The organism is Vibrio sp. bablab_jr001 (assembly GCF_016464285.1).
Classification (GTDB): Bacteria; Pseudomonadota; Gammaproteobacteria; order Enterobacterales; family Vibrionaceae; genus Vibrio; species Vibrio fluvialis.
The window spans coordinates 696,183-715,975 of record NZ_JACDWZ010000092.1 but is presented as its reverse complement, the minus strand read 5'-3'; the positions used below and the strand labels follow the sequence as shown (position 1 = coordinate 715,975).

The window sequence follows — 19,793 nt, the reverse complement described above, 5'->3', positions numbered from 1 at the left end:
ACTGTTGTTATTTTTATGTTAATTGGTTGTTAAATATAGCAGTTTGTTTTGCTCTGGGGAAGCTTTGCTCACACGCAGTTACAGAATTTATTAAGAGTGGATCTGGCGGAAAACTCCCGGGCTAATACCCGTTTTCTTTTTGAAAATTCGAGAAAAATAGGAAACATCATGATAACCACACTGGTAGGCAATAAAGGCGATTTTGGCATTTCGCTCATCGACCAATAGCCTTTTCGCCATGGCAATCCGCTTGTTGCAAATGTAATCACGAAAACTAATCCCGATGACTTTGTGGAATAATTTGGAGAAGTAGGAAACGGAGTAGTGGCAATACGCTGCGATGTCTTCTTCACGAATTTCCTTGGTAATGTTGAGTTCGATATAGCGCAGAATATCGACCATTTCTTTGCTCATACTTGCGGATGAAATAGGACTTTCTTGCAACTTGGGCGAAAAAATATGTTTGTCAAAACTCATATGCAGCTTTTGACATAATCCAATCAGGGTAATTGAAGGGTCATCAACGGAAATATCCATAATCCCGAATATCGACTCATGATGGCCGATAGAGTTCTCGTAGCTTCCATCGTGAATAATAATCAGATACTTATGTAAATTGGCACACATCTTTATTGCTGTCATGAGTAACTCCTGACAGCGAGGCTTCTGATAGAAAAACAATGCATAGTGAATGTTGGGTTCACTAAGGATTGAAACGTCGCTTCCGTGTTCCACCAGCTCAAAATGGTGTCGGCAAACATCCTGAACTCGCTTAGGTAAAAAGTTTACCGGGCTTCCCAACCAGTGTCCTTCCAGTTTTCCTGCCATAGTTTGCGCTCGCATCGTTCTTATCGTTAACCCTTTGGAATAAGGGGTTTTGTAGTTAAGCCTAGAATCATGGCAGCAAAGTGCAAGTCGACTTACCTAAGTATGAGGTCCGATTGATAGGCTTCTTTGCTATTCAACATACAGCCCAACAAAAAGGGATGTAATCTGTGAATTAAGTTTCACAATTGAGAATTAAATCGCTCGCAAAAATACCCGGAGAGATAAATTCTTTGCAGAAAAATGTGCGTTTCAGGTCACGATCTCCTATCTGCCAAATCATTCAGTTCAAGTGTCGCAACGGTTAGTGCCAAATAAACGGGGTCAACTCATTACTTTCAGTGATGGTTAAGCAAACTTTTACATGAGATCTTGAATAAAAAAGTACCAAAAGAAGACAAAAAAGTCCTAACAGCTATTGATAGAACTATCTAGATTCAAAGGGAACCATTCAGGAAGGAGACCAGAAAATGAATAAGTTCACTAAGTTCGTTAAAGACTTTTGGCAAGATGAAGAAGGCCTGTCTGTTGTTGAGTATGTAGTCGGTGCGGGTCTTTTGGTTGCAGCGTTGGCTGTCGTGTTCTCGGGTTGGGGCTCTACCCTGCAATCTGAGCTGGATGCCATCTTCTCGTAGACAATCAATCATTACAGATAAAAATTACATATGAGCCTTATAGTTTGGACTATGTTGTTTGTAGTTGGTGTATATGATGCGAGACAGCATCGTATACCCAACTATCTGCTTGCTCTGCTGATTTTAGCGGGGACGATTCAAACCGTCTTAGTGAATGAGTCTTATGGCTTATTCGCAGGTCAAGTTGGAGCAATGGTGATGGTGTTTTTCCTCGCGTTGCTATGCAATTTGGCGGGTTGGATGGCACCAGGTGATGTTAAGTTGTTGGCTGTCGTTGGATTCTTAACCGGCTTCGGTCATTTGGCTGATACGTTTTTATATATCGGTCTCAGTGCTGTCTTTATCGGTGTCATGTACGGAGTACTGAATTATTTACTTCAGTACAAATCAGCTCTCAGTGCGGGAGACATTGTGAGTAAAGTTCACTTGTCTGGACCGCTATACACAAAGCTAAGTCGAAAAAGTTTGAAACGTCCTAAGGGTAATGATCTTGTTATGCCATTGGCGCCTGTCATCGTTGTCGGTGTTGCATTAGCACAATATGCCCAGAGCTCTTTCTAAAGCGCTACTATGACAAGGAGTCATTATGGCAACAGTGGTATCCCAAGATCTTCACCGATCCGCCCTGACGCCTCAAGCTTCTGCGCCGAAGGTTCCTACATCTTTTGAAGATCTCAAAGTCCCGAGAGCAGTATTGGAAAATCTGCTGCTGAAGCATTTAGCCGCTTACCCCAAATCGGATGTTCTACAGCTTACTCGGCATATGGCAATTAACAGCCACATGATTGAAGACATTATCGCAACACTGAGGCAAAAGTCGCTGGTAGAAGTCTTTCAAGCAGAACAGGCTTCTTATTTAAGCCCTTCTACAGGGCATGTCCGTTACGGCTTGTCTGAAACAGGTATGCGAGAAGCTGATGCGGCATTTGCCAAAGATGCGTACTTGGGGCCAGCCCCTGTCTCTCTTGAGGACTACAATGCGATGGTCCAGGCTCAGGACGTTCGATCTAAAATTATTACGCGTCCTGACGTCGAGTTTGCATTGAAGGATGTCTATGGTGCAGAACGATTAGTGTCTGTACTTGGTCCCGCTATTAACTCTGGCAGAGCTTTGCTCCTTTATGGAGATGCAGGGACGGGTAAGACGTTCGTTGCGACAAGAATCCTCAATTCTTTGAACACATCTGTGTTCGTACCTTATTCCGTGTATGCCATGGGTAACATCATCAAGGTGTACTCAAGACAGCACCATCGTGCCGTTGACTCAAATGGTCAGACTCAATCGGTATCGTATAAAGATCAGTATGATCGCCGTTGGGTTCTGTGCGAACGCCCCAGTATTCAAGTGGGCGGCGAACTGACCATGGATATGTTGGAAGTGAATCACACTGAACACAACAGAGTCTGGATGGCGCCACTACAAATGATGGCCAACAATGGCATTTTCATTATTGATGACCTGGGACGGCAACCAATGCCAGTAGCAACCTTGCTCAACCGTTGGATCGTCCCCATGGAATATTTTTATGACTACTTGTCTTTGCCAAATGGCCAACAAATTACTATTCCTTTCATATTGACGCTGGCTTTTTCGACGAACTTAGATCCCGAAAAAATCAGTGACCCTGCATTTTTGCGTCGGCTAGGTTACAAAGTTCAGTTTCATCCTCTGGAGCAATCTGAATACCACGCATTGTGGGAAGAAATGGCTTCTAATCGAAATTTACAGATCCATGCATCGTCTTTCGAAGTGTTACATAGCCTACACAGACAACATGCTGTGGGTTTTTATCCCTGCTTGCCGAAAGACTTAATTGGAATCAGTCGAGACATCATAGCGTTTGAAGAAAGCGAACCCCTTATTACTCCGGTCATTATGGAGCGAGCGTGGGAAGTTTACTTCACAGCAGATGGCAAAGGAGGAGGTGCTCGATGAGTCGCAGTCAAGTGATTTTGTTATTTCTGTTATCTATTGTATTTGGTCTTGGAGCGGTCTTCTTTGCGAAACAATGGATGGATAGACAAGTTCAACCTCAAACTGAAGTTGAAGTCGTGGAGCGTGTTCCTGTGGTTGTGGCTTCTCGTGAAATTCCGGTAGGCACAGTCATTGAAGAGCAACATTTAGCGACTCGTTTATTGGAAAAATCTTGGGTAGAGGATAACCAATTTTCGAGTACAGAAGGTGTTGTTGGGAAAATAGCCGGTTCGGACATGTACACCAACGAAATTATTGTTGCTCAGCGCCTAACTACACCGGGAGAAGGGGCTACCCTCGCTGCTCTGATTCCGGAAGATAAGCGTGCGGTTACTATTCGTGTTAACGATGTTATTGGTGTGGCTGGTTTTTTGTTACCCGGCAATAAAGTTGACGTTTTAAGCACGGTTCAGTACAGCAAAACCTCAGCCAATACGACCACTATCTTAAAAGACATCCGTGTTCTTGCTGTCGACCAGACGGCCAAGACTCAAGAAAATAAGCCGATTATTGTGCGGGCTGTAACGTTAGAAGTTTCTCCTAGAGAAGCTGAAAAACTGTTGAGTGCCAAAAGTAAAGGAGACATTCAACTTGTTCTGCGTAATCCCCATGCAGTGGAAGAAAAGGTTGTTAAATATGTGCCACCGCCAAGTGTGACTATTATTAAAGGAACCGATTCATCCAACATTCGTGTGAAGAATTGAGGTGTGTTATGAGAACGATAATTACAACATTGGCATTATTCTTTGCATGTAGTGTTTGGACTGTTTCTGCAAGCCAATCGGGTGAAACGATAACGGTGCCGCATCATAAGTCTACGTTTGTAAAACTGCAACGCAGTGCCAGCCGAGTCTCTCTTGGTGATCCGCAAGTGTTAGATATTGTTATGCTGAAATCAGATGAGCTATTTCTGATCGGTAATAAGCTGGGTTCGACAAACTTAATGGCCTGGGACAGACAAGGCAGACTGATTGAATCGATTAATATTGAAGTTATTCACGATGTAAACAGCCTGAAAGCGAAGCTCTACGAATACATGCCGGACGAAGGTATCAAAGTGCAGAGCTCGCAAAATCGCTTGATTCTGAGTGGGTTGGTGAGTTCACAAGAGAAAATGAACTTAGCCCTGCGATTGGCCGAGACTTATGCGCCAGCACAAGCCGTCGACAAAGCAACAGGCTCTCGCAATGAGGACGCAAGTACAACGGGGGTCGTCAACCTGATGACCATCGGTGGTGCTCAGCAAGTTATGCTTGAAGTCACAGTGGCTGAAGTGCAACGCAGCTTAGTCCGACGTTTTGGTGCCAATTTTAATTTCCTGCAATCTAACGGTAACTTTTCCATTGGCGGAACATCCGCTGGCGGTGGGATAAGTGGTGTGACACCAGTGTTCAATGATTTAGGCATCGATAGTACGGGTTTTCTGTCAACCTTTATGGATGGTAATACATTGTTTTCCATTGCTTTAGATATCGCGAAAGAAAACGGGGTCGCTAAAGTGCTGGCTGAGCCAAATTTAACCGCGTTAAGTGGTGCCAATGCAGAGTTTCTGGCCGGGGGAGAATTCCCTATTCCTGTACCCAACGATAACGGTATTACCATTGAGTATAAAGAGTACGGGGTTGGCTTAAAATTTGTACCAACGATTCTGAGTGACAAAAAAATCAACCTAAAATTGGCTGTCGATGTCAGCGAAGTGGCGTCCTCTTCGGCTCTGAATTACACGGCGGTTGGTACCAATGCGGTCTACTATATCCCACCGGTGACAAGACGCAGCGCTTCTTCCACTATTGAACTCGCTGATGGGCAAACGATAGGTATTGCTGGCCTTCTCAGTGAGAACACTCGTGATTCAGCCAACAAAATGCCAGGTCTTGGTGATATTCCTGTATTAGGTCAACTTTTCAACAGCCAAGAATACATTTCAGGCCAAACCGAGTTAGTCATTCTGGTGACACCAAGACTCGCCAAACCTATCGATCGCTCAAAAATCACCTTACCGACAGACGCATTTGTTGAGCCTACGGACTTGAAATATTACCTGTTAGGCGAAGGTGCATATCTTGCTAAACCCAAAGATGTGAAACGTACCAAGTCGTCTAAATATGATGCGATGGAAGATACCACCAAAGGTGGGTCTGAAGGCTCATTTGGTCATGATTTATAAGGAAAATATTATGAAAATTTCATCAGTGATTTTTCTAATAAGTGTTGTGCTCTTGACCGGATGCGCCAATGAACCCCGTTTGGGCTACTACGTTGCACAGTTGGCTTCAGAGCAAACATACAATCCCAACGCCACCCAAGAAAATCTGGGCTATATACCCGTTGGTACGGGTGAAAGAATGGAAGGCGTATACAAAACTTACACAGGAAAAGAAGTTCCGTTGGAGAGCGGCACTACGAGCCAGTTTATAGACGGTTTTAGTAGTGGTACTACCAGCAGTAACTAGTCGAGGTCGTTATGAAAACACAACGCCCACTTCGTGGAATACGTAAGCAGCGAGGTCTGGTTGTTGTGATTGTTACCATTGCATTGTTGCTACTGATTGCAGTCGCTGCATTTGCTATTGATATCAACCACGCACTGATGAACCGTACCAAGTTGCAAAATAGCGTGGATGCAGCCGCTTTAGCTGCCGCTGTCGTGTTGGACAAAGATGGTACTGAAGCTCAGGCTGATGCAATGGCTCGAGCGACATTAACTAAAATGTCTACGTCGGCAGGCAACTCTGAACTTGTGTTTGACGTATCTGATACAGCAAACATTCAAGTTCAGTTTTCGAATGACCCGATCATATTTCCGGCGTCAACATACTCAAGTTCTCCTGACGCTGATCGCTATGTTCGAGTGGTTGTTAATGAGTTGGACTTAGAGAGTTTCTTCTTTGCAAAAGTGATGGGAGTGACCAAGCGCTTGTCGGCCAGTGCCGTGGCTGGACCTAGCCCTGGTGGTAATGCTTGTAATATTGTTCCCATGGCCGTTTGTGAAGGGGATGATGCTGGGACAAATGGGTATGACGCTGGCGTAGTTTATGCGCTGAAAATTGCTGATCAAAGTGATCCCACCATGGGCTCGGGTAACTTCCAATTGCTTGATTTTGGCTCAGGTGCCAGTACCGTACGTGATGCATTGGCTGGAGGATACGAAGGTTGTGTTGATTTGGATGCTGGAGAGACAGTTGATACTAAACCGGGCAACACTGTCGGTCCTGTCGGGCAAGGGCTGAATACTCGGTTTGGTGATTATTCTGGAGGCGGTCTCAGTGCCACTGATTATCCGCCAGACCTATATGTTAAACAAACCTCTCCTACGTTAACTGACTCTGATGTAGGCAGCACACCAGCATGGGGATACGATGATTATCAATCCGATCTAGCTGGTGGGGTGTGTCCTGGGGATACGACAAATTGTAAAGCTAATGGTGATGCAGAACGGCGAATTCTTGCTATCCCGATTGTGGATTGTAGCGGGGCAACAGGGGGAACCAATAGTTTTTCCGTAACGGCAATAGGGTGCTTCTTTTTACTGCAAAAAGCGCCCAATTCGAATGGCGGGCATACCTCTATCTTTGGTGAATTCATCGAAGATTGTACGGTGAAAAACACACGCAATAATGGAACCAATACATCAAATGGTCCTCATCGAATCGTCCTCTACAAGGACCCGAATAGTGAGGAATCGTGACATGAAAAGGTTCGTTAAAAAACAAAAAGGCTTAGCTGCGGTTGAATTCATCATCACCGTTCCGCTATTACTCGTTCTGCTCGGCGGAATTATAGAGTTTGGCAATGCTTTCGTGCGTTACAACACGCTGAGCAAGCTAGTACAGAATGGTTGTCGATTTGCGGTGACTGATATTTATGGTACAGCATCGTCCGACTCCATTGCTGAGGTCGCGGACATTAAGAATATGGTGGTGTATGGAAATAAAGCCGGGACGGGAACTGCATTATTAACGACGCTGACTACTGCGAACGTTACCGTGACTCACGCAGACAAGTACGTGGTTGTATCGGCCAGCTACACCTACGTACCCCTTGTCAATATTCTGCCCGCTTCGCTTATGAATAATATTGTACTTAGTGCATCGGCTGTTATGAGGACGACATTATGAAAGTTGTTCGCCGTATACAGCGGGGTATGACCCTGGTTGAGTTTACTTTTTTGGCGTCTGTATTGTTGCTTATTCTGTTCGCTATTATGGAAATAGGCATGTATGTGTACTCAATTCAGACAATCAATAACATTACAAGAAAAGCGGCCCGTTTCGCGACAGTATGCGTGGTGTCAGATCCGGACATACCATCACTTGCACTTAATGATGGAGCGCCAGATGGTTTTACATCATCAAATTTGGTTATTGAATACTTGGGATCTGATGGTGCAAAAGTTGCTGAACCACCAGCATCTCACTATGCAGATATTTATTACGTCAGGGCACGAGTGACGGGATACAGCTACCAGTTTTCTGGGTTGTTAAGTTTTTTAGGTAACAGTGGCGTCGTATCAGTACCGGATTTTGAGACCACTTTACCTTCGGAGTCGTTAGGTATTTTACGTCCAGACTCTTCAGATCCTGACGATAAAACCGATTGCTGAGAGGGATTGATATGGGAGAAGCCGTGAAGTTATCGCGAGGTGACAGCAGTAATATCAGACTTAAAACCAGTTTATCGGTGTGGGTACTCTATTCTAGTGACCGATTTAAACTTCACATGATGAGTGAGTTATCGAAATGCCACAGTATTAGTTATGAGGTAATTTCTCTTCACGGTGTGATGTCTGAGAGCTTCAAACATTTTTCGCCGCCAGATTTGATCTTTGTTGAAACTGGACCAAATTGGGCGCAAAAAGTGATTGAGTTGCAGAATTATGAAAGTCCCGAGGTAGAAGAAGATGACGTGAATACCTCTTTAATTGTATTCGGTGATGAAAGCGATAATGGTGCATTAAAAATTGCTTTAAGAATCGGAGCCGCTGATTTCGTTTCTGACAGGTCCTCGTTAGAAGATCTTATTCCGCTGTTGAAAAATGCTGCTGAAGAAAAAATTGCGGCCAGAAAACTCGGTCAATTGTTTGTATTTCTCAATACCAAAGGTGGCTCGGGAGCGACGACGATTGCGCTAAATACCGCGGTTGAAGTCGCGCTGCAGCATAAAAATAAAGTGTTGTTGCTTGACCTTGATATTCATTTCGGAGTGATCATGGATTATCTCAATATCAATCCGGTCTACAGTATCAATGACGCTATCGCGAATGTCGCTGACTTAGATGAAATTTCGCTGCACAGTTTGGTTTCGAAGCACTCATCGGGATTACATGTACTAAGCTTTAAACATGAAAACCACAATGAGAATTTTGATAAAGCCATGCAACTAGGGAAATTGTTACCGACATTGATGGAATACTACCCCTATATTTTTGTAGATCTCTCGATAGGTGTCGATCGAATGTTTTCGCCAGTTTTATCTCATTCGTCGAAGGTTTTTCTTGTTACGCAACAAAACTTGGTGGGCATTAAAAATACATCGCGTATAGCGAAGTCGTTGATGCTCGAATACGGCATCTCTAAAGAACAGATAGAAATCATTGTGAACCGATATGAAAAGCGCCAGCAAATCAAACTGAAGGATATTGAGCAGACAATTACTGGTGTTCAAGTTCACATGATTCCCAATGATTTTAAAGCCGCCATTGAGAGTGCCAATTTAGGTAAACCCGTGGTGGAATCAAAGAAAAACAGTTCAATTACCAAATCGGTAATTGAGTTATCACAAACGTTAGCGCCTGAAGTGAAAGAGAAAAAAGGTTGGATTAAGCGTTTATTTTCCTGATGGATTAGGAGGGTTGCATGTTCTTCAAAAGAAAAAACATCAATGCCGAGTTTCAAGACCAGGTGCTAAAAGTTGATGATCTTCCTAATGTTGAGTCTAAATCAGCATTTTCGGAGTCCAGACCCAAGCAGGATGAAAGTCCTTTGGAGAAGAAATTACGAGAGTCTGAAACCAAAAATCGAGAAATCGATGATGCTCGTAAGCAGTTGGAGCAAGAACTGGCGGTCAAACATTATTACCACCAGCGCTTGTTGGAAACGTTAGACTTGGCACTGCTTTCCAGTCTGGAAAAAGACCGCGCAAGAAAAGATCTGCATGATGCCATTGTGCAACTAATGGCTGATGACCAAACGCATGCGTTGAGTGCTGAAGGCCGTAAGCGTGTGATCAAACAGATCGAAGATGAAGTGTTTGGTTTGGGGCCATTGGAACCGCTGCTACACGATTCAACGGTTTCCGATATTCTGGTTAATGGGCCTAAGAGTGTTTACGTGGAACGCCGCGGTAAACTGGAACGCACGCCTTATACATTCCTCGATGATCGCCACCTACGCAATATTATTGACCGCATTGTTAGCCAAGTTGGTCGACGTATTGATGAGGCCTCTCCGATGGTAGATGCTCGCTTGGCCGATGGCTCACGGGTGAATGCCATCATTCCACCGTTGGCTCTTGACGGGCCTTCAGTGTCGATTCGCCGATTTGCTGTAGATAAACTGACGATGGATAACCTTTTGTCGTTCAATTCATTATCTGAACAAATGGCTAAATTTGTAGAAGCTGCCGTCAAGGGAGAGCTGAACATACTGATTTCCGGAGGGACGGGTTCAGGGAAAACGACCACGCTCAATATCTTTTCTGGCTTTATCCCCAAAGAAGATCGCATTATCACCATTGAAGACTCGGCGGAGTTGCAATTGCAACAACCTCACGTCGTGCGTTTGGAAACGCGTCCGGCAAACCTCGAAGGCAAAGGTGAAATTACTCAGCGTGATTTGGTCAAAAACTCACTGCGTATGCGACCAGATCGAATCGTTCTTGGTGAGGTGCGCGGCAGTGAAGCAGTCGACATGTTAGCGGCCATGAACACCGGTCATGATGGTTCATTAGCAACCATTCACGCCAACACTCCACGTGATGCGCTCAGCCGGGTTGAGAATATGTTCGCGATGGCGGGCTGGAATATCTCGACCAAAAACCTGCGTGCGCAGATCGCTTCGGCCATTCATCTGGTCGTTCAGATGGAACGTCAGGAAGACGGTAAACGCCGCATGGTGAGCGTATCTGAAATCAACGGCATGGAAGGCGACATCATTACGATGTCGGAAATTTTTAAATTCCAGCGTCAGGGCATGGATGATGAAGGAAATGTCGTTGGTTACTACACGGCAACAGGTGTTATTCCTCAATGCCATGAATCGCTATCTAAACGGGGCTTCCATCTACCGTACGAAATTTTTAATGAGACGTACCAATAGGAGGTCTCTATGCAAGATATCACGATGTTTTTTGTGTTGCTGTTTTTTGCAGTTGTGTTCATTTCTCAGGCACTGATTCTGCCCGCTGCGGGGAGCAAGGCGAAGCACAAAGAACTGGCTAATCGTCTCAAAGAAACACAATCCAATCTTGACGAAGAAAGCCGTTCTTTGTTGCAAGAGCACTATCTGAAAAGCCTGACACCACTGGATCGCAGATTGGTGCAGGTTAAAGCCTTTGCTTCGTTGAAAAAAACAATTGAACTGTCGGGGTTTGATTGGTCTTTGTCACAAACGCTGGGTGTAACAACGATTCTGAGCTTAGGTGTAGGGCTACTTTTGCTCATTCTCGGACAGCTTTGGTATCTGTGTCTTGCTGCCGTCGCTTTCGTGTGGGTATGTCTGCACATGATACTGCAAAAAAAAATCTCTGATCGCTTGTCCAAATTTGAAGAGCAGTTACCAGATGCACTGGATATTATTCGTCGCATGTTACAGGCAGGCCAGCCAATCACTCAGGCATTCAATGAAGTCGGTAATGAGATGCCTGCACCGATTGGTATCGAATTTAAAAATACGTTTAACCTGTTGAATTATGGCTATGACATGCGTCTGGCTATCATGCAGATGGCAGATCGAACACCTACCGTATCGATGCTGGCATTTTCAAGTGCAGTTTTGTTGCAAAAGGAGACTGGCGGTAACTTGTCCGAGAACCTCGACAAAGTGTCTAAAGTTTTACGAGCCCGATTTAAATTGGCCCGAAAAATCAAAACCATTTCCGCAGAAAGTCGTATGTCTGCTTGGATTCTGGTGTTATCACCTTTTGTTCTGTTTGTGGTGATGTCCTTTCTGCGTCCGGATTACGTGGCACCCCTGTACGAAGACCCTCGAGGCATGGGGCTGATTAGCTATGGGGTTGTGAGCCTATTTATTGGCTCGTTATGGATGAGAAAAATTATAAATTTCGAGGTGTAATATGGACGATTTACTGACTGCATTATCCTCATTTCAACTGACCGAACAGAATGTCTTTCTCGGATTAATTTTAATCGCCACTGTGTTGTTGATTATGTCGGTTGCCCTTATTTTTGTTGGCACCAAAGCGCCTATCAAACGTCAATTAGAAGAAATCCGCAAAGAGAGTTCGGTTAAATCAGGTGGTCATCTCGCAAAAAAACGCGACCGAATTCATAACACATTAGAATCTATCGCGCCCATTATGTCGCCCAAGAATATTAAGGAACGGGAGAGTGTTCGTCATAGACTGATGCATGCTGGTTATCACGATGCCAGCGCACTCACGACCTTTTACGCATTAAAAGTGTTGTCGACTTTAGCTGGTGTGGCGCTCAGTGCTCTGCTGTATTTCCTGTATCCAGATATGAAAAATCTGAAGTTGGTTGTGATTTTCAGTGTGGCGATGGGATTGTTTTTGCCCAATTTTCTGTTGGATAGAATGGTGAAAAAACGCAAATCCCGCATCAAAGGCGGCATTCCTGACGCGCTGGATTTGTTGGTGGTATGTACGGAATCTGGCTTAGGTTTTAATGCTGCACTGCGCCGCGTCGCCGATGAATTGATGATTTCTCATCCAGATTTGGCTGATGAGCTTGATACTGTGTGTGCCAAAATTAAAGCTGGGGTTGAAATGTCAGAAGCGATGGCACAACTGGTAGAACGCACTGGCCTGATAGAGATCAGTGGCCTTGTCAGTATGCTCGCCCATGCTTCTCGTATCGGTGGCAGTATTTCTCAAACGTTGCGTGATTACACTGAAGACTTTCGAGATAAACGCAATCAAGAAGTTGAAGAAATTGCGGCAAAAATTCCAACTAAAATGATTTTTCCATTGCTATTGTTCGTCTGGCCTTGCTTTTTCATCGTCGCAGTGGGGCCTTCAATCCTGTCTTTGACTGCACATTTTGGACGCTGAGGTGATTATGATAAGACGCAGTACTATTTTCATCATGCTGATGATATTGGTGGGGTGTGCTTCCTCCCAGAATACTCCCAAACCTTTTGAAAACGAGCTTTACGATGGTCGGCCAGTCGAAACGTTTGATGCTGAAGCGGCACCAATGACAGAAGTGGAGGCGATTAAACGCGGCGATTATGCCCTCAAAGGTAACAATACCGATCTGGCGCTGTATGAGTATGTGCGCTCGCTGGATTTCCCTAACGCTCAATATAAAGACAAAACCCTGTACACCATCGGACGCATCCATCAGGCGAGAGGCAATTTAGCACTTTCAGAGAAAGCGTACCTGATGGCGTTGGAAGCCAATCCAAATAACATCAAAGTGCTTGAGCAACTCGGTTCAAACTACACCAAACAAGGGGATGTGGAGCAAGGGGAGAGCTATTTTATTCGCGCGATTAACGCAGACCAACTTCGTTTAGCGAGCCGTGAAACCATTGCCCTCAATAGCATTTCCATTGCCAGCATCGACAAACTCAGTAGTGATAATCAGTCTCCGGCATTGGCGTATATGGGGTTAGGCATTTTGTATGATGTTAAAGCCCAGCATGATGTTGCGAAGGCTCTCTACAAGCATGCACTAAGAATCGAGCCGAAATCCAGCAAGGCACTAATGAACATGGGGTATTCCTACTACATGAGTGGGGATTACGACAATGCGAAGCGCTATACGATGTCTGCGCTTGAGCAGGACCAAAACAACCAGCGGGCTCAGAATAATCTCGCTCTGATTTACTTGGCCAGTGGCGAAGAACAGCGTGCGCTGAATGTGTTTATGAAGTTTATGGACGCACCGGAAGCGCTTAATAACGTGGGCTATTTCCTGATGTTACAAGGAAAACCGGAAAGAGCGATTCCTTACTTGCAGCAAGCGATCGACAAAAAGCCATCTTACTACAAAGTGGCGAATGAGAACCTTGAGCGAGCGTTGTTAGAGGTACGGGCAAACGCGGCTGAGAAAGGCACTGCGACCACAGTTCAGTGATGCGGAGGTGTAAGCCTGTCTGAAGGATCCGGCTCCGGATAGGCTTCGATGACTTTCTTCAGAAATTCCTGATGGTAGCGCAGGGCATTGACACAATGTCTGTCCAGTTTGCCAGCCAAAACCATCTTCTCCAGTTCCAGCAATGCAAATGGGACGGACCAAGCTTGTTTGTAAGGGCGATGACTGGTTAAGGCATCAAACACATTGGCAACCGCAATGATGCGTGCGGATACCGGAATCTGATCTTGAGTCAGGCCATACGGGTAACCGCTGCCATCAAGAAACTCATGATGGTACGCCACAATTTCCTTCAACACAGACACACAAGGGTGATTGGGTGCTCCCATGTCATCGATAATGTGATTGATGATTTCCACCCCTTTTTCCACATGCCCGTTTAACTGTTCACGCTCATCGGCTTCTAACTCACAAGGTTTGGTCAGAACACTGGCGGGGACAGCCAATTTGCCGATATCGTGGCATTTGGAAAACTGACTGATATTCTCAATTGCCTCATCATCGAGATCGTAGATTGGAGCGACCTCCAGCGCGATGACTTTTGCATAACGACTGATGCGCTCTCTGTGCTCCCGAGACTCTTGTAAATGCTCGGGAGAATTGGCGTTTACATGATTGGCCGATTCCAATAACGTATGGACAAGGTCGTATTCCGAAGTGACCACGAAACGCAAAATCTCAATATAGGGTTTGAGCATGAAATTTTTCACTTCGCTGAAGAAATGGCTTTGGCAGGAGTTCAGGAAAATAAAACCAATGAACTCGCTATCGTGATAAACCGGGATTGCCAGCGATGAGCGAAACCCCTGATCGATAAGCCACTTGGTGTGTGGGTAGTTGGGCTTTAACTCCAAGGGGATGTCATTCACATAGCGACATTCGCCAGATTGGGCGCATAATTTCAACGCAGGCAATTCGGCTAACGGGAACTCGTAATGCATCAGTTCAAAACCGTGGAAGGTACTGTCGGCATAGGTTTTCAGCAAATCATTCTCTTTGTCATACAGAGCGAAAGAGATGCGATCAATTTCTGGTTCAGTGACTAACAATCGATGGTGGATATCGGCCAGTTGGTTGTTCAGTGTACCCGCCGTCGGAAAGTAACTGTGATCACCAGATTTGCTGTGGGTGTTCATGTTTTAGCCTCCATGCCTGCGCTTCCGTTCCCCAGTACTTAAGTTTAGGCCATGCACAGATGAAACGGCTAACAGAACACCAACAAAATCCACCCAAACTTGACTTAAATTAAGCTCAAAGAAATACCCGCAAGCGCAAAATAAATCACCATCAACAGAATGGGCAAACGAAGTATTTTCATCAGCACAAAGCCAAGCAGAATGGCGGCAATATCAAAGGTTGTCGATACAGCACTGCTGAATACCGGTTGATATAACGCAGCGATCAGTAAGCCGACAACAGAAGCATTCACCCCCGCCAGCGCTCCGTTAATGGCAGGGATAGCAGCTAAAGCACGCCAATGCTTAATCACACCCAGAAGCAACAGAAAACCGGGTAGAAAAATAGCCACTGTCGCGATAAGAGCTGAAGTGATTGGAGAGTCTGGATCTAGCGCATAACCCAAATAAGTCGCAAAAGTAAACATGGGGCCGGGAACCGCCTGAGCCGCGGCGTAACCCGTTAAGAATATATCTGAAGTTATTTGATCTCCCAGCGTATTTTGCAACAGTGGAAGCACAACGTGCCCACCACCAAATACTAAGCTGCCAGCCTGATAAAAGTGGTCGAACACACTGAGCAGTGAAGAATACGAGCTGACGAGAGGCAGACCGAAAAAGAGGAGCGCAAACAGCGCCAGAGGCACCCATGAAAGCGAATAGCCCTTGGTCGCTTCTTTGGGGGGAGCTCCTTTGAGCTGTGATGCACCAACCAGTGCGGCAACAATCAATACCAGCATTTGGGTGGTGAGAGTCGGTACGCAGAGCAATACGATAGCGGTCACTAAGCAGAGCAAAATGGTAAGTTTCTGGCGGCAGAAGTTCTGATACATACCCCAAGCCGCATCAGCGACAACCAGCACGGCCAGCAATTTCAAACCATGAACAATATGCAAAAACAGCGGCTGATTGAGTAGCTGGCTGCTCAATAACGCAATCAGCAGCATTAATATGACGGATGGCAGAGTAAAACCTAAAAAGGCTGCACACGCACCAAACAGGCCCGCACGCTGGTATCCGATTGCAAATCCAACCTGGCTTGAGCCTGGGCCCGGCAGAAACTGACTGAGCGCAACAATCTGAGCGTATTCGTCATCAGTGAGCCAGCCTCGCTTTTGAACAAACGCTTGGCGAAAGTAGCCGATATGCGCGGCTGGTCCGCCAAAGCTGACCCAGCCTAAAGTGAAAAAGGTTCTGAATATGTCTAACATCTTATCCTGCTTGCATGTCGCTTGTATCCTGATCGGCAATGTAGAAGGTGTGATTCTCAGGCTCAACTAGAAAGTTGTAAGAAAATACAGCAGTTTTATGACATTAGCGTGGGATATCAGACTTTTGAGTCAGCCAGCCCATTGAACGCCAAATTATGACAGTCAGCAATGTGCTGACATAACCATCGACAGCGTAATGCCAAGCTAAATGAACCGAACCAATTTGGATCATCAAGGCATAGCCCCATGCCAGATACCCCCATCTGCGATGCAATGCCGAAACCGCAAGGGCGAGCAATACCGCCATAGACACGTGCATACTGGGCATCGCAGATATACCTGAACCTATGCCTTGATCACGTGCTTCAAATTGATGCCAGAGCACATCCTGAATGTTCAATGCCCAGATCTCGGGAAGATGGTTTTGCTGTAGCCACTGGTTTTGCTCCTGAAGGCGCAGCATCAACGGAGTGTAGTAGTTGTAAGAGGAATTGAGGAGTTCTGTGTAACAAGGGCCTGCTGACGAAAGTAGGGTGGCTAGCACACAACCAAGCACTAACCAGCATGTGATGAAGGACAGAAAAAAACGTAACCTTATCGCCTGATTTTGTCGATACAAAATGAAGAACACCAGTACCCCCCAAATCACGAAAAACCACAGATTATAGAAAAAGTTGAGTATTAAGGTCGCCAGCGGGTGAGCAAAAATAGCGTGGGTGATTTCCCATGGTGATAAGCCAGCGTGCAGTACTTTGTCCAACTGATAAAACAACGCATCGTACTGATAAAACTGAATATCCGGAATGATGGATTTCATGTAGGTATAACTGGATAGCACCACACTGACACACAACAGGGTTAACAGGCATGCCAACGGGCGCGAGAGTGGTGAAAAGAAGGCAAGTACGGTTTTAAGCAGATGAACTGTTGGGTGTGCGATACGGTTTTTGAGCATGTGACAATAGAAGTATGTACACCAGAGCACAAACGTCATACTGGTTGTGTGTACCATCGACCCCAGATAGGTCGTAAGTCGGTAATGCAGTTTGGTCTCAATACCACCGAACGAGATTGCGCCATAGATGCAAAGAATCAGAATCAACACATAGAGATAGATGATCTTATCTTCGGCAAGAGTCAGTTTCAGGCTCTGCCACTCTTCATGCCAATTTGGGCTTGTGATTCGAAATTCCATTGAGCCACTCTGCTATCCATTTGTCATATCAGTTTAGTGCAGATTGCGACCGGCTTTGTTCAGTTTGCTAATTTTTCATTGTCAACTCACTCACTTATAAGTTTAGCCTTTAGTCTGGCGCGTGTTTATACATGGTTATAATATCGGTGAAACGTTTTCATTAATGCCAAGGGAGTCACAGCATATTGCTATGGCAAGTTGCTAAACTTCGTTCATTAATCTTTGTTGATTCTGGATGTTGGCGCATGAAATGGCGGTTGGAAGTCTGTGTTAGGGGAGTGAAATCGATGATCAAATATTCGGAGGTTTATCGTGGCTAACCCGTTGTTTGAGTCGATGACTCGCGAGAGTTTTCAAGATGGGCGTGTTGCCCAGCTCGTTGAGTTAAGCAATGTGCATGGAATGCGTATTGTCTTGATGGATATCGGTGCCACGTGGTTAAGTTGTCGGTTGCCGCTTGGCGAACAAGAGCGTGAAGTCGTGCTGGGCGTGGACAGCATGGCTGCGTTTGAATCTCAAGGTGCATTTCTTGGCGCGACGGTCGGACGCTACGCCAATCGAATCGCTCAGGCTCAATATGAGTATGACGGGCAAACTGTGCAACTGGTCGCCAGCCAAGGAGCCAACTGCTTGCACGGAGGTAAATTGGGCTGGAGCCATCGCCGCTGGACTCTGGTCAGCAAGTCAGAGCGGACAGCGGTGTTTTCTCTTTATTCTGCAGATGGCGAACAAGGTTTCCCCGGCAATGTGACCGCGTCAGTGACGTATGAATTGACTGACGCTAACGAAGTCTGCATTCGCTATCTGGCGAACAGCGACAAAGCGACCCCGATTAACCTGACCAATCATGCGTATTTCAACTTGATGGGGGCGGAGTCAGGGGCGAATGTGCTTGAGCATAAGCTGTCCATCAATGCGGAGTGTTACCTGCCGACAGATGAAACGGCGATTCCGCTTGGCGGGTTGCAGAGTGTGAGGAATACGGGATTTGATTTTCGCTACATGAAAACCGTTGGCCAGGATCTGATGAGCGACGAGCAGCAGGCTCTCGCCAAGGGTTATGATCACAGCTACTGGTTGAATGAAGAGTGCCGGCTGGGGGCTTGTGCAGCGACACTGGTATCCGATGACGAAAAGGTCACGCTCAAGGTCTTTACCGATAAACCAGCGATGCAGCTGTATAGCGGGAACTGGTTGCAGGGCACGCCGGGACGCAACGGGACAGAGTATAGCGATTACCAAGGACTCGCGCTGGAAACCCAGTTCTTGCCCGACTCACCTAACCATCCAGAATGGCAGCAGGAGAGTTGTATGCTGCTTCCTGAACAAGAATACGCCTATACCACGGTGTATCAGTTTCTGCTGACGGATGAGAGCCACTAAGACCACACGGTAAAGCGTGATTGGCCTCTGTCATGGGGGAGGTCTTACCACGTCAACGACGTGCGAGTCTTCATAGTTCCGTTCAAAGGCGCTTGTGCTTTTGTGCGGGCTTGCTAGTGTGAGCGATTATTTGCTTTCCGGAACTCAGCTATGGACTCAACCTTTCACACCGTCGGTTACGACGCATTTGCCAAGCTCGATTTGCGAGTGGGTATAATTCGGGACGTTAAAAGGCACGACAACGCAGACAAACTTTATATTGTGCAGATTGAAGTCGGGGAGCAGACATTGCAAACCGTGACCAGTCTGGTGCCGTATTATCGTGCGGAAGAGCTGATGGATCGCCAGGTTGTTGTGTTGTGTAATTTGGAGCCAGTGACCATGCGCGGTGAGATTTCTGAGTGCATGCTGCTGTGCGCAGAAACTGTTGATGGTGAAGAGAGTGTGCTGTTAACCCCTGAGCGTCCGATTGCCTCGGGGGTTCGTATTGTTTAACGTACGTTGGCAATCAGGTCATCAATGACTGAATGGTGCGCGGGTGAAACCCCAGCCAGATTGCCATATTTCGGCGCATGGCGATCGTTTTCCAGTGGATGATGCCAGCCGACGGTATGTTCGACAAAGTGACGAGCAAATGCTTCGGACACTTCCAGGCAGCCAGCCAGAACCGTATCGACATATGTTTGCACTATCGGGCTACGCTCGCACGGCGGTTGGTGCTGCTCGGTCACGTAAACCCAGATCTCCCGCTCGCGGTCAAATTCCGCTTCCGTTTCAATTTGTTCCGCTGTCAGCGCGATGCGTTGATAGCCGCGCTCGCGGCGGTCAAACTCTGCCAATGCGGCCTCATCAATTTCCAGTAATACACCATTGACCTGGCCCTCACCCGGATTCACCACGAGCGGTGAAATGACATAGCTGTCATCGATTTTGCCCCAGTAGCGTATCAAACCGTGTACGGTGGCGGGCAGAGCTTTTCCCGTGTTACCAGTAAGCTGACGGGATGCGGAATTCATCAGGCTTCCATAGCCAAAAATGTACATGTTGACTCCATTACCTCTTGTGCGCCAGTTGCAGTTTGAGTCTGCAAATGGCGC

General features: G+C 46.1%; 21 protein-coding genes. 16 read left to right on the top strand and 5 right to left on the bottom strand.

What is annotated here, in order from left to right; translation table 11 throughout:
* Positions 1-90: 90 nt before the first annotated feature.
* Positions 91-828 (bottom strand): AraC family transcriptional regulator, encoded by a 738-nt coding sequence (locus tag JIG40_RS16940; protein ID WP_038128384.1) that lies wholly within the window; start codon positions 826-828, stop codon positions 91-93.
* Positions 829-1,295: 467 nt separating this feature from the next.
* Here JIG40_RS16940 and JIG40_RS16935 point away from each other — a divergent pair, with 467 nt between their 5' ends.
* The 14 genes from JIG40_RS16935 to JIG40_RS16870 are packed head-to-tail and all read left to right on the top strand — an operon-like array spanning position 1,296 to position 13,714.
* Positions 1,296-1,460: a fimbrial protein gene (locus tag JIG40_RS16935; RefSeq protein ID WP_104966092.1), complete on the top strand. Its 165-nt coding sequence runs from the start codon at positions 1,296-1,298 to the stop codon at positions 1,458-1,460.
* A gap of 30 nt (positions 1,461-1,490) precedes the next feature.
* Positions 1,491-2,021 carry an A24 family peptidase gene (locus tag JIG40_RS16930; RefSeq protein ID WP_081987339.1) on the top strand — a complete coding sequence of 177 codons (531 nt, stop codon included), beginning with the start codon at positions 1,491-1,493 and terminating at the stop codon, positions 2,019-2,021.
* Positions 2,022-2,046: 25 nt separating this feature from the next.
* Entirely contained in the window at positions 2,047-3,396 is a 1,350-nt protein-coding gene (locus tag JIG40_RS16925) for an AAA family ATPase (RefSeq protein WP_199465694.1), read from the top strand.
* Entirely contained in the window at positions 3,393-4,139 is a 747-nt protein-coding gene (cpaB, locus tag JIG40_RS16920) for a Flp pilus assembly protein CpaB (RefSeq protein ID WP_154184717.1), read from the top strand. Before JIG40_RS16925 ends, cpaB begins: the two co-directional genes overlap by 4 nt.
* 8 nt (positions 4,140-4,147) lie before the next feature.
* A complete protein-coding gene (locus JIG40_RS16915; protein ID WP_047457811.1) occupies positions 4,148-5,602 on the top strand; it encodes a type II and III secretion system protein family protein in 1,455 nt (484 codons plus the stop codon).
* A 10-nt stretch (positions 5,603-5,612) separates the two neighbouring features.
* Positions 5,613-5,888, top strand: a complete 276-nt coding sequence (locus JIG40_RS16910; RefSeq protein ID WP_154184716.1) for a hypothetical protein — start codon at positions 5,613-5,615, stop codon at positions 5,886-5,888.
* 11 nt (positions 5,889-5,899) lie between these two features.
* The gene (locus JIG40_RS16905) at positions 5,900-7,123 is read left to right on the top strand and encodes a pilus assembly protein TadG-related protein (protein WP_158151466.1); all 1,224 of its coding nucleotides are present in this window, start codon (positions 5,900-5,902) and stop codon (positions 7,121-7,123) included.
* Position 7,124: 1 nt separating this feature from the next.
* Positions 7,125-7,553: a TadE family protein gene (locus JIG40_RS16900; protein WP_024373268.1), complete on the top strand. Its 429-nt coding sequence runs from the start codon at positions 7,125-7,127 to the stop codon at positions 7,551-7,553.
* Positions 7,550-8,038 carry a TadE family protein gene (locus tag JIG40_RS16895; protein ID WP_024373267.1) on the top strand — a complete coding sequence of 163 codons (489 nt, stop codon included), beginning with the start codon at positions 7,550-7,552 and terminating at the stop codon, positions 8,036-8,038. The genes JIG40_RS16900 and JIG40_RS16895 overlap by 4 nt, the downstream gene beginning before the upstream one ends.
* Positions 8,039-8,049: 11 nt before the next feature.
* The gene (locus JIG40_RS16890) at positions 8,050-9,273 is read left to right on the top strand and encodes an AAA family ATPase (protein ID WP_195714784.1); all 1,224 of its coding nucleotides are present in this window, start codon (positions 8,050-8,052) and stop codon (positions 9,271-9,273) included.
* 17 nt (positions 9,274-9,290) lie between these two features.
* Entirely contained in the window at positions 9,291-10,751 is a 1,461-nt protein-coding gene (locus JIG40_RS16885; protein WP_024373265.1) for a CpaF family protein, read from the top strand.
* A 9-nt stretch (positions 10,752-10,760) separates the two neighbouring features.
* Positions 10,761-11,726, top strand: coding sequence for a type II secretion system F family protein (locus JIG40_RS16880; RefSeq protein WP_047457804.1), 966 nt, complete (start codon positions 10,761-10,763; stop codon positions 11,724-11,726).
* Position 11,727: 1 nt separating this feature from the next.
* The gene (locus tag JIG40_RS16875; protein WP_024373264.1) at positions 11,728-12,684 is read left to right on the top strand and encodes a type II secretion system F family protein; all 957 of its coding nucleotides are present in this window, start codon (positions 11,728-11,730) and stop codon (positions 12,682-12,684) included.
* Between the two features lie 7 nt (positions 12,685-12,691).
* Positions 12,692-13,714 (top strand): tetratricopeptide repeat protein, encoded by a 1,023-nt coding sequence (locus tag JIG40_RS16870; protein ID WP_199465693.1) that lies wholly within the window; start codon positions 12,692-12,694, stop codon positions 13,712-13,714.
* Here the strand turns inward: JIG40_RS16870 and JIG40_RS16865 are convergent.
* From JIG40_RS16865 to JIG40_RS16855, 3 genes are all read right to left on the bottom strand, one after another.
* Entirely contained in the window at positions 13,708-14,868 is a 1,161-nt protein-coding gene (locus tag JIG40_RS16865) for an HD domain-containing phosphohydrolase (protein WP_199465692.1), read from the bottom strand. The two genes, JIG40_RS16870 and JIG40_RS16865, sit on opposite strands and share 7 nt — an antisense overlap.
* Positions 14,869-14,972: 104 nt before the next feature.
* Positions 14,973-16,118 carry a chromate efflux transporter gene (chrA, locus tag JIG40_RS16860; protein WP_199465691.1) on the bottom strand — a complete coding sequence of 382 codons (1,146 nt, stop codon included), beginning with the start codon at positions 16,116-16,118 and terminating at the stop codon, positions 14,973-14,975.
* Positions 16,119-16,221: 103 nt separating this feature from the next.
* On the bottom strand, positions 16,222-17,313 hold the full coding sequence (locus tag JIG40_RS16855) for a phosphatase PAP2 family protein (RefSeq protein WP_199465690.1): 1,092 nt from the start codon (positions 17,311-17,313) through the stop codon (positions 16,222-16,224).
* Positions 17,314-17,649: 336 nt separating this feature from the next.
* Here JIG40_RS16855 and galM point away from each other — a divergent pair, with 336 nt between their 5' ends.
* The gene (gene galM / locus JIG40_RS16850) at positions 17,650-18,696 is read left to right on the top strand and encodes a galactose-1-epimerase (protein ID WP_199465738.1); all 1,047 of its coding nucleotides are present in this window, start codon (positions 17,650-17,652) and stop codon (positions 18,694-18,696) included.
* A gap of 150 nt (positions 18,697-18,846) precedes the next feature.
* A complete protein-coding gene (locus JIG40_RS16845; protein WP_020429823.1) occupies positions 18,847-19,191 on the top strand; it encodes a tRNA-binding protein in 345 nt (114 codons plus the stop codon).
* Here the strand turns inward: JIG40_RS16845 and JIG40_RS16840 are convergent.
* Complete coding sequence (locus JIG40_RS16840; protein ID WP_199465689.1) at positions 19,188-19,739, bottom strand: gamma-glutamylcyclotransferase family protein; 552 nt, start codon at positions 19,737-19,739, stop codon at positions 19,188-19,190. The two genes, JIG40_RS16845 and JIG40_RS16840, sit on opposite strands and share 4 nt — an antisense overlap.
* Positions 19,740-19,793: the final 54 nt, after the last annotated feature.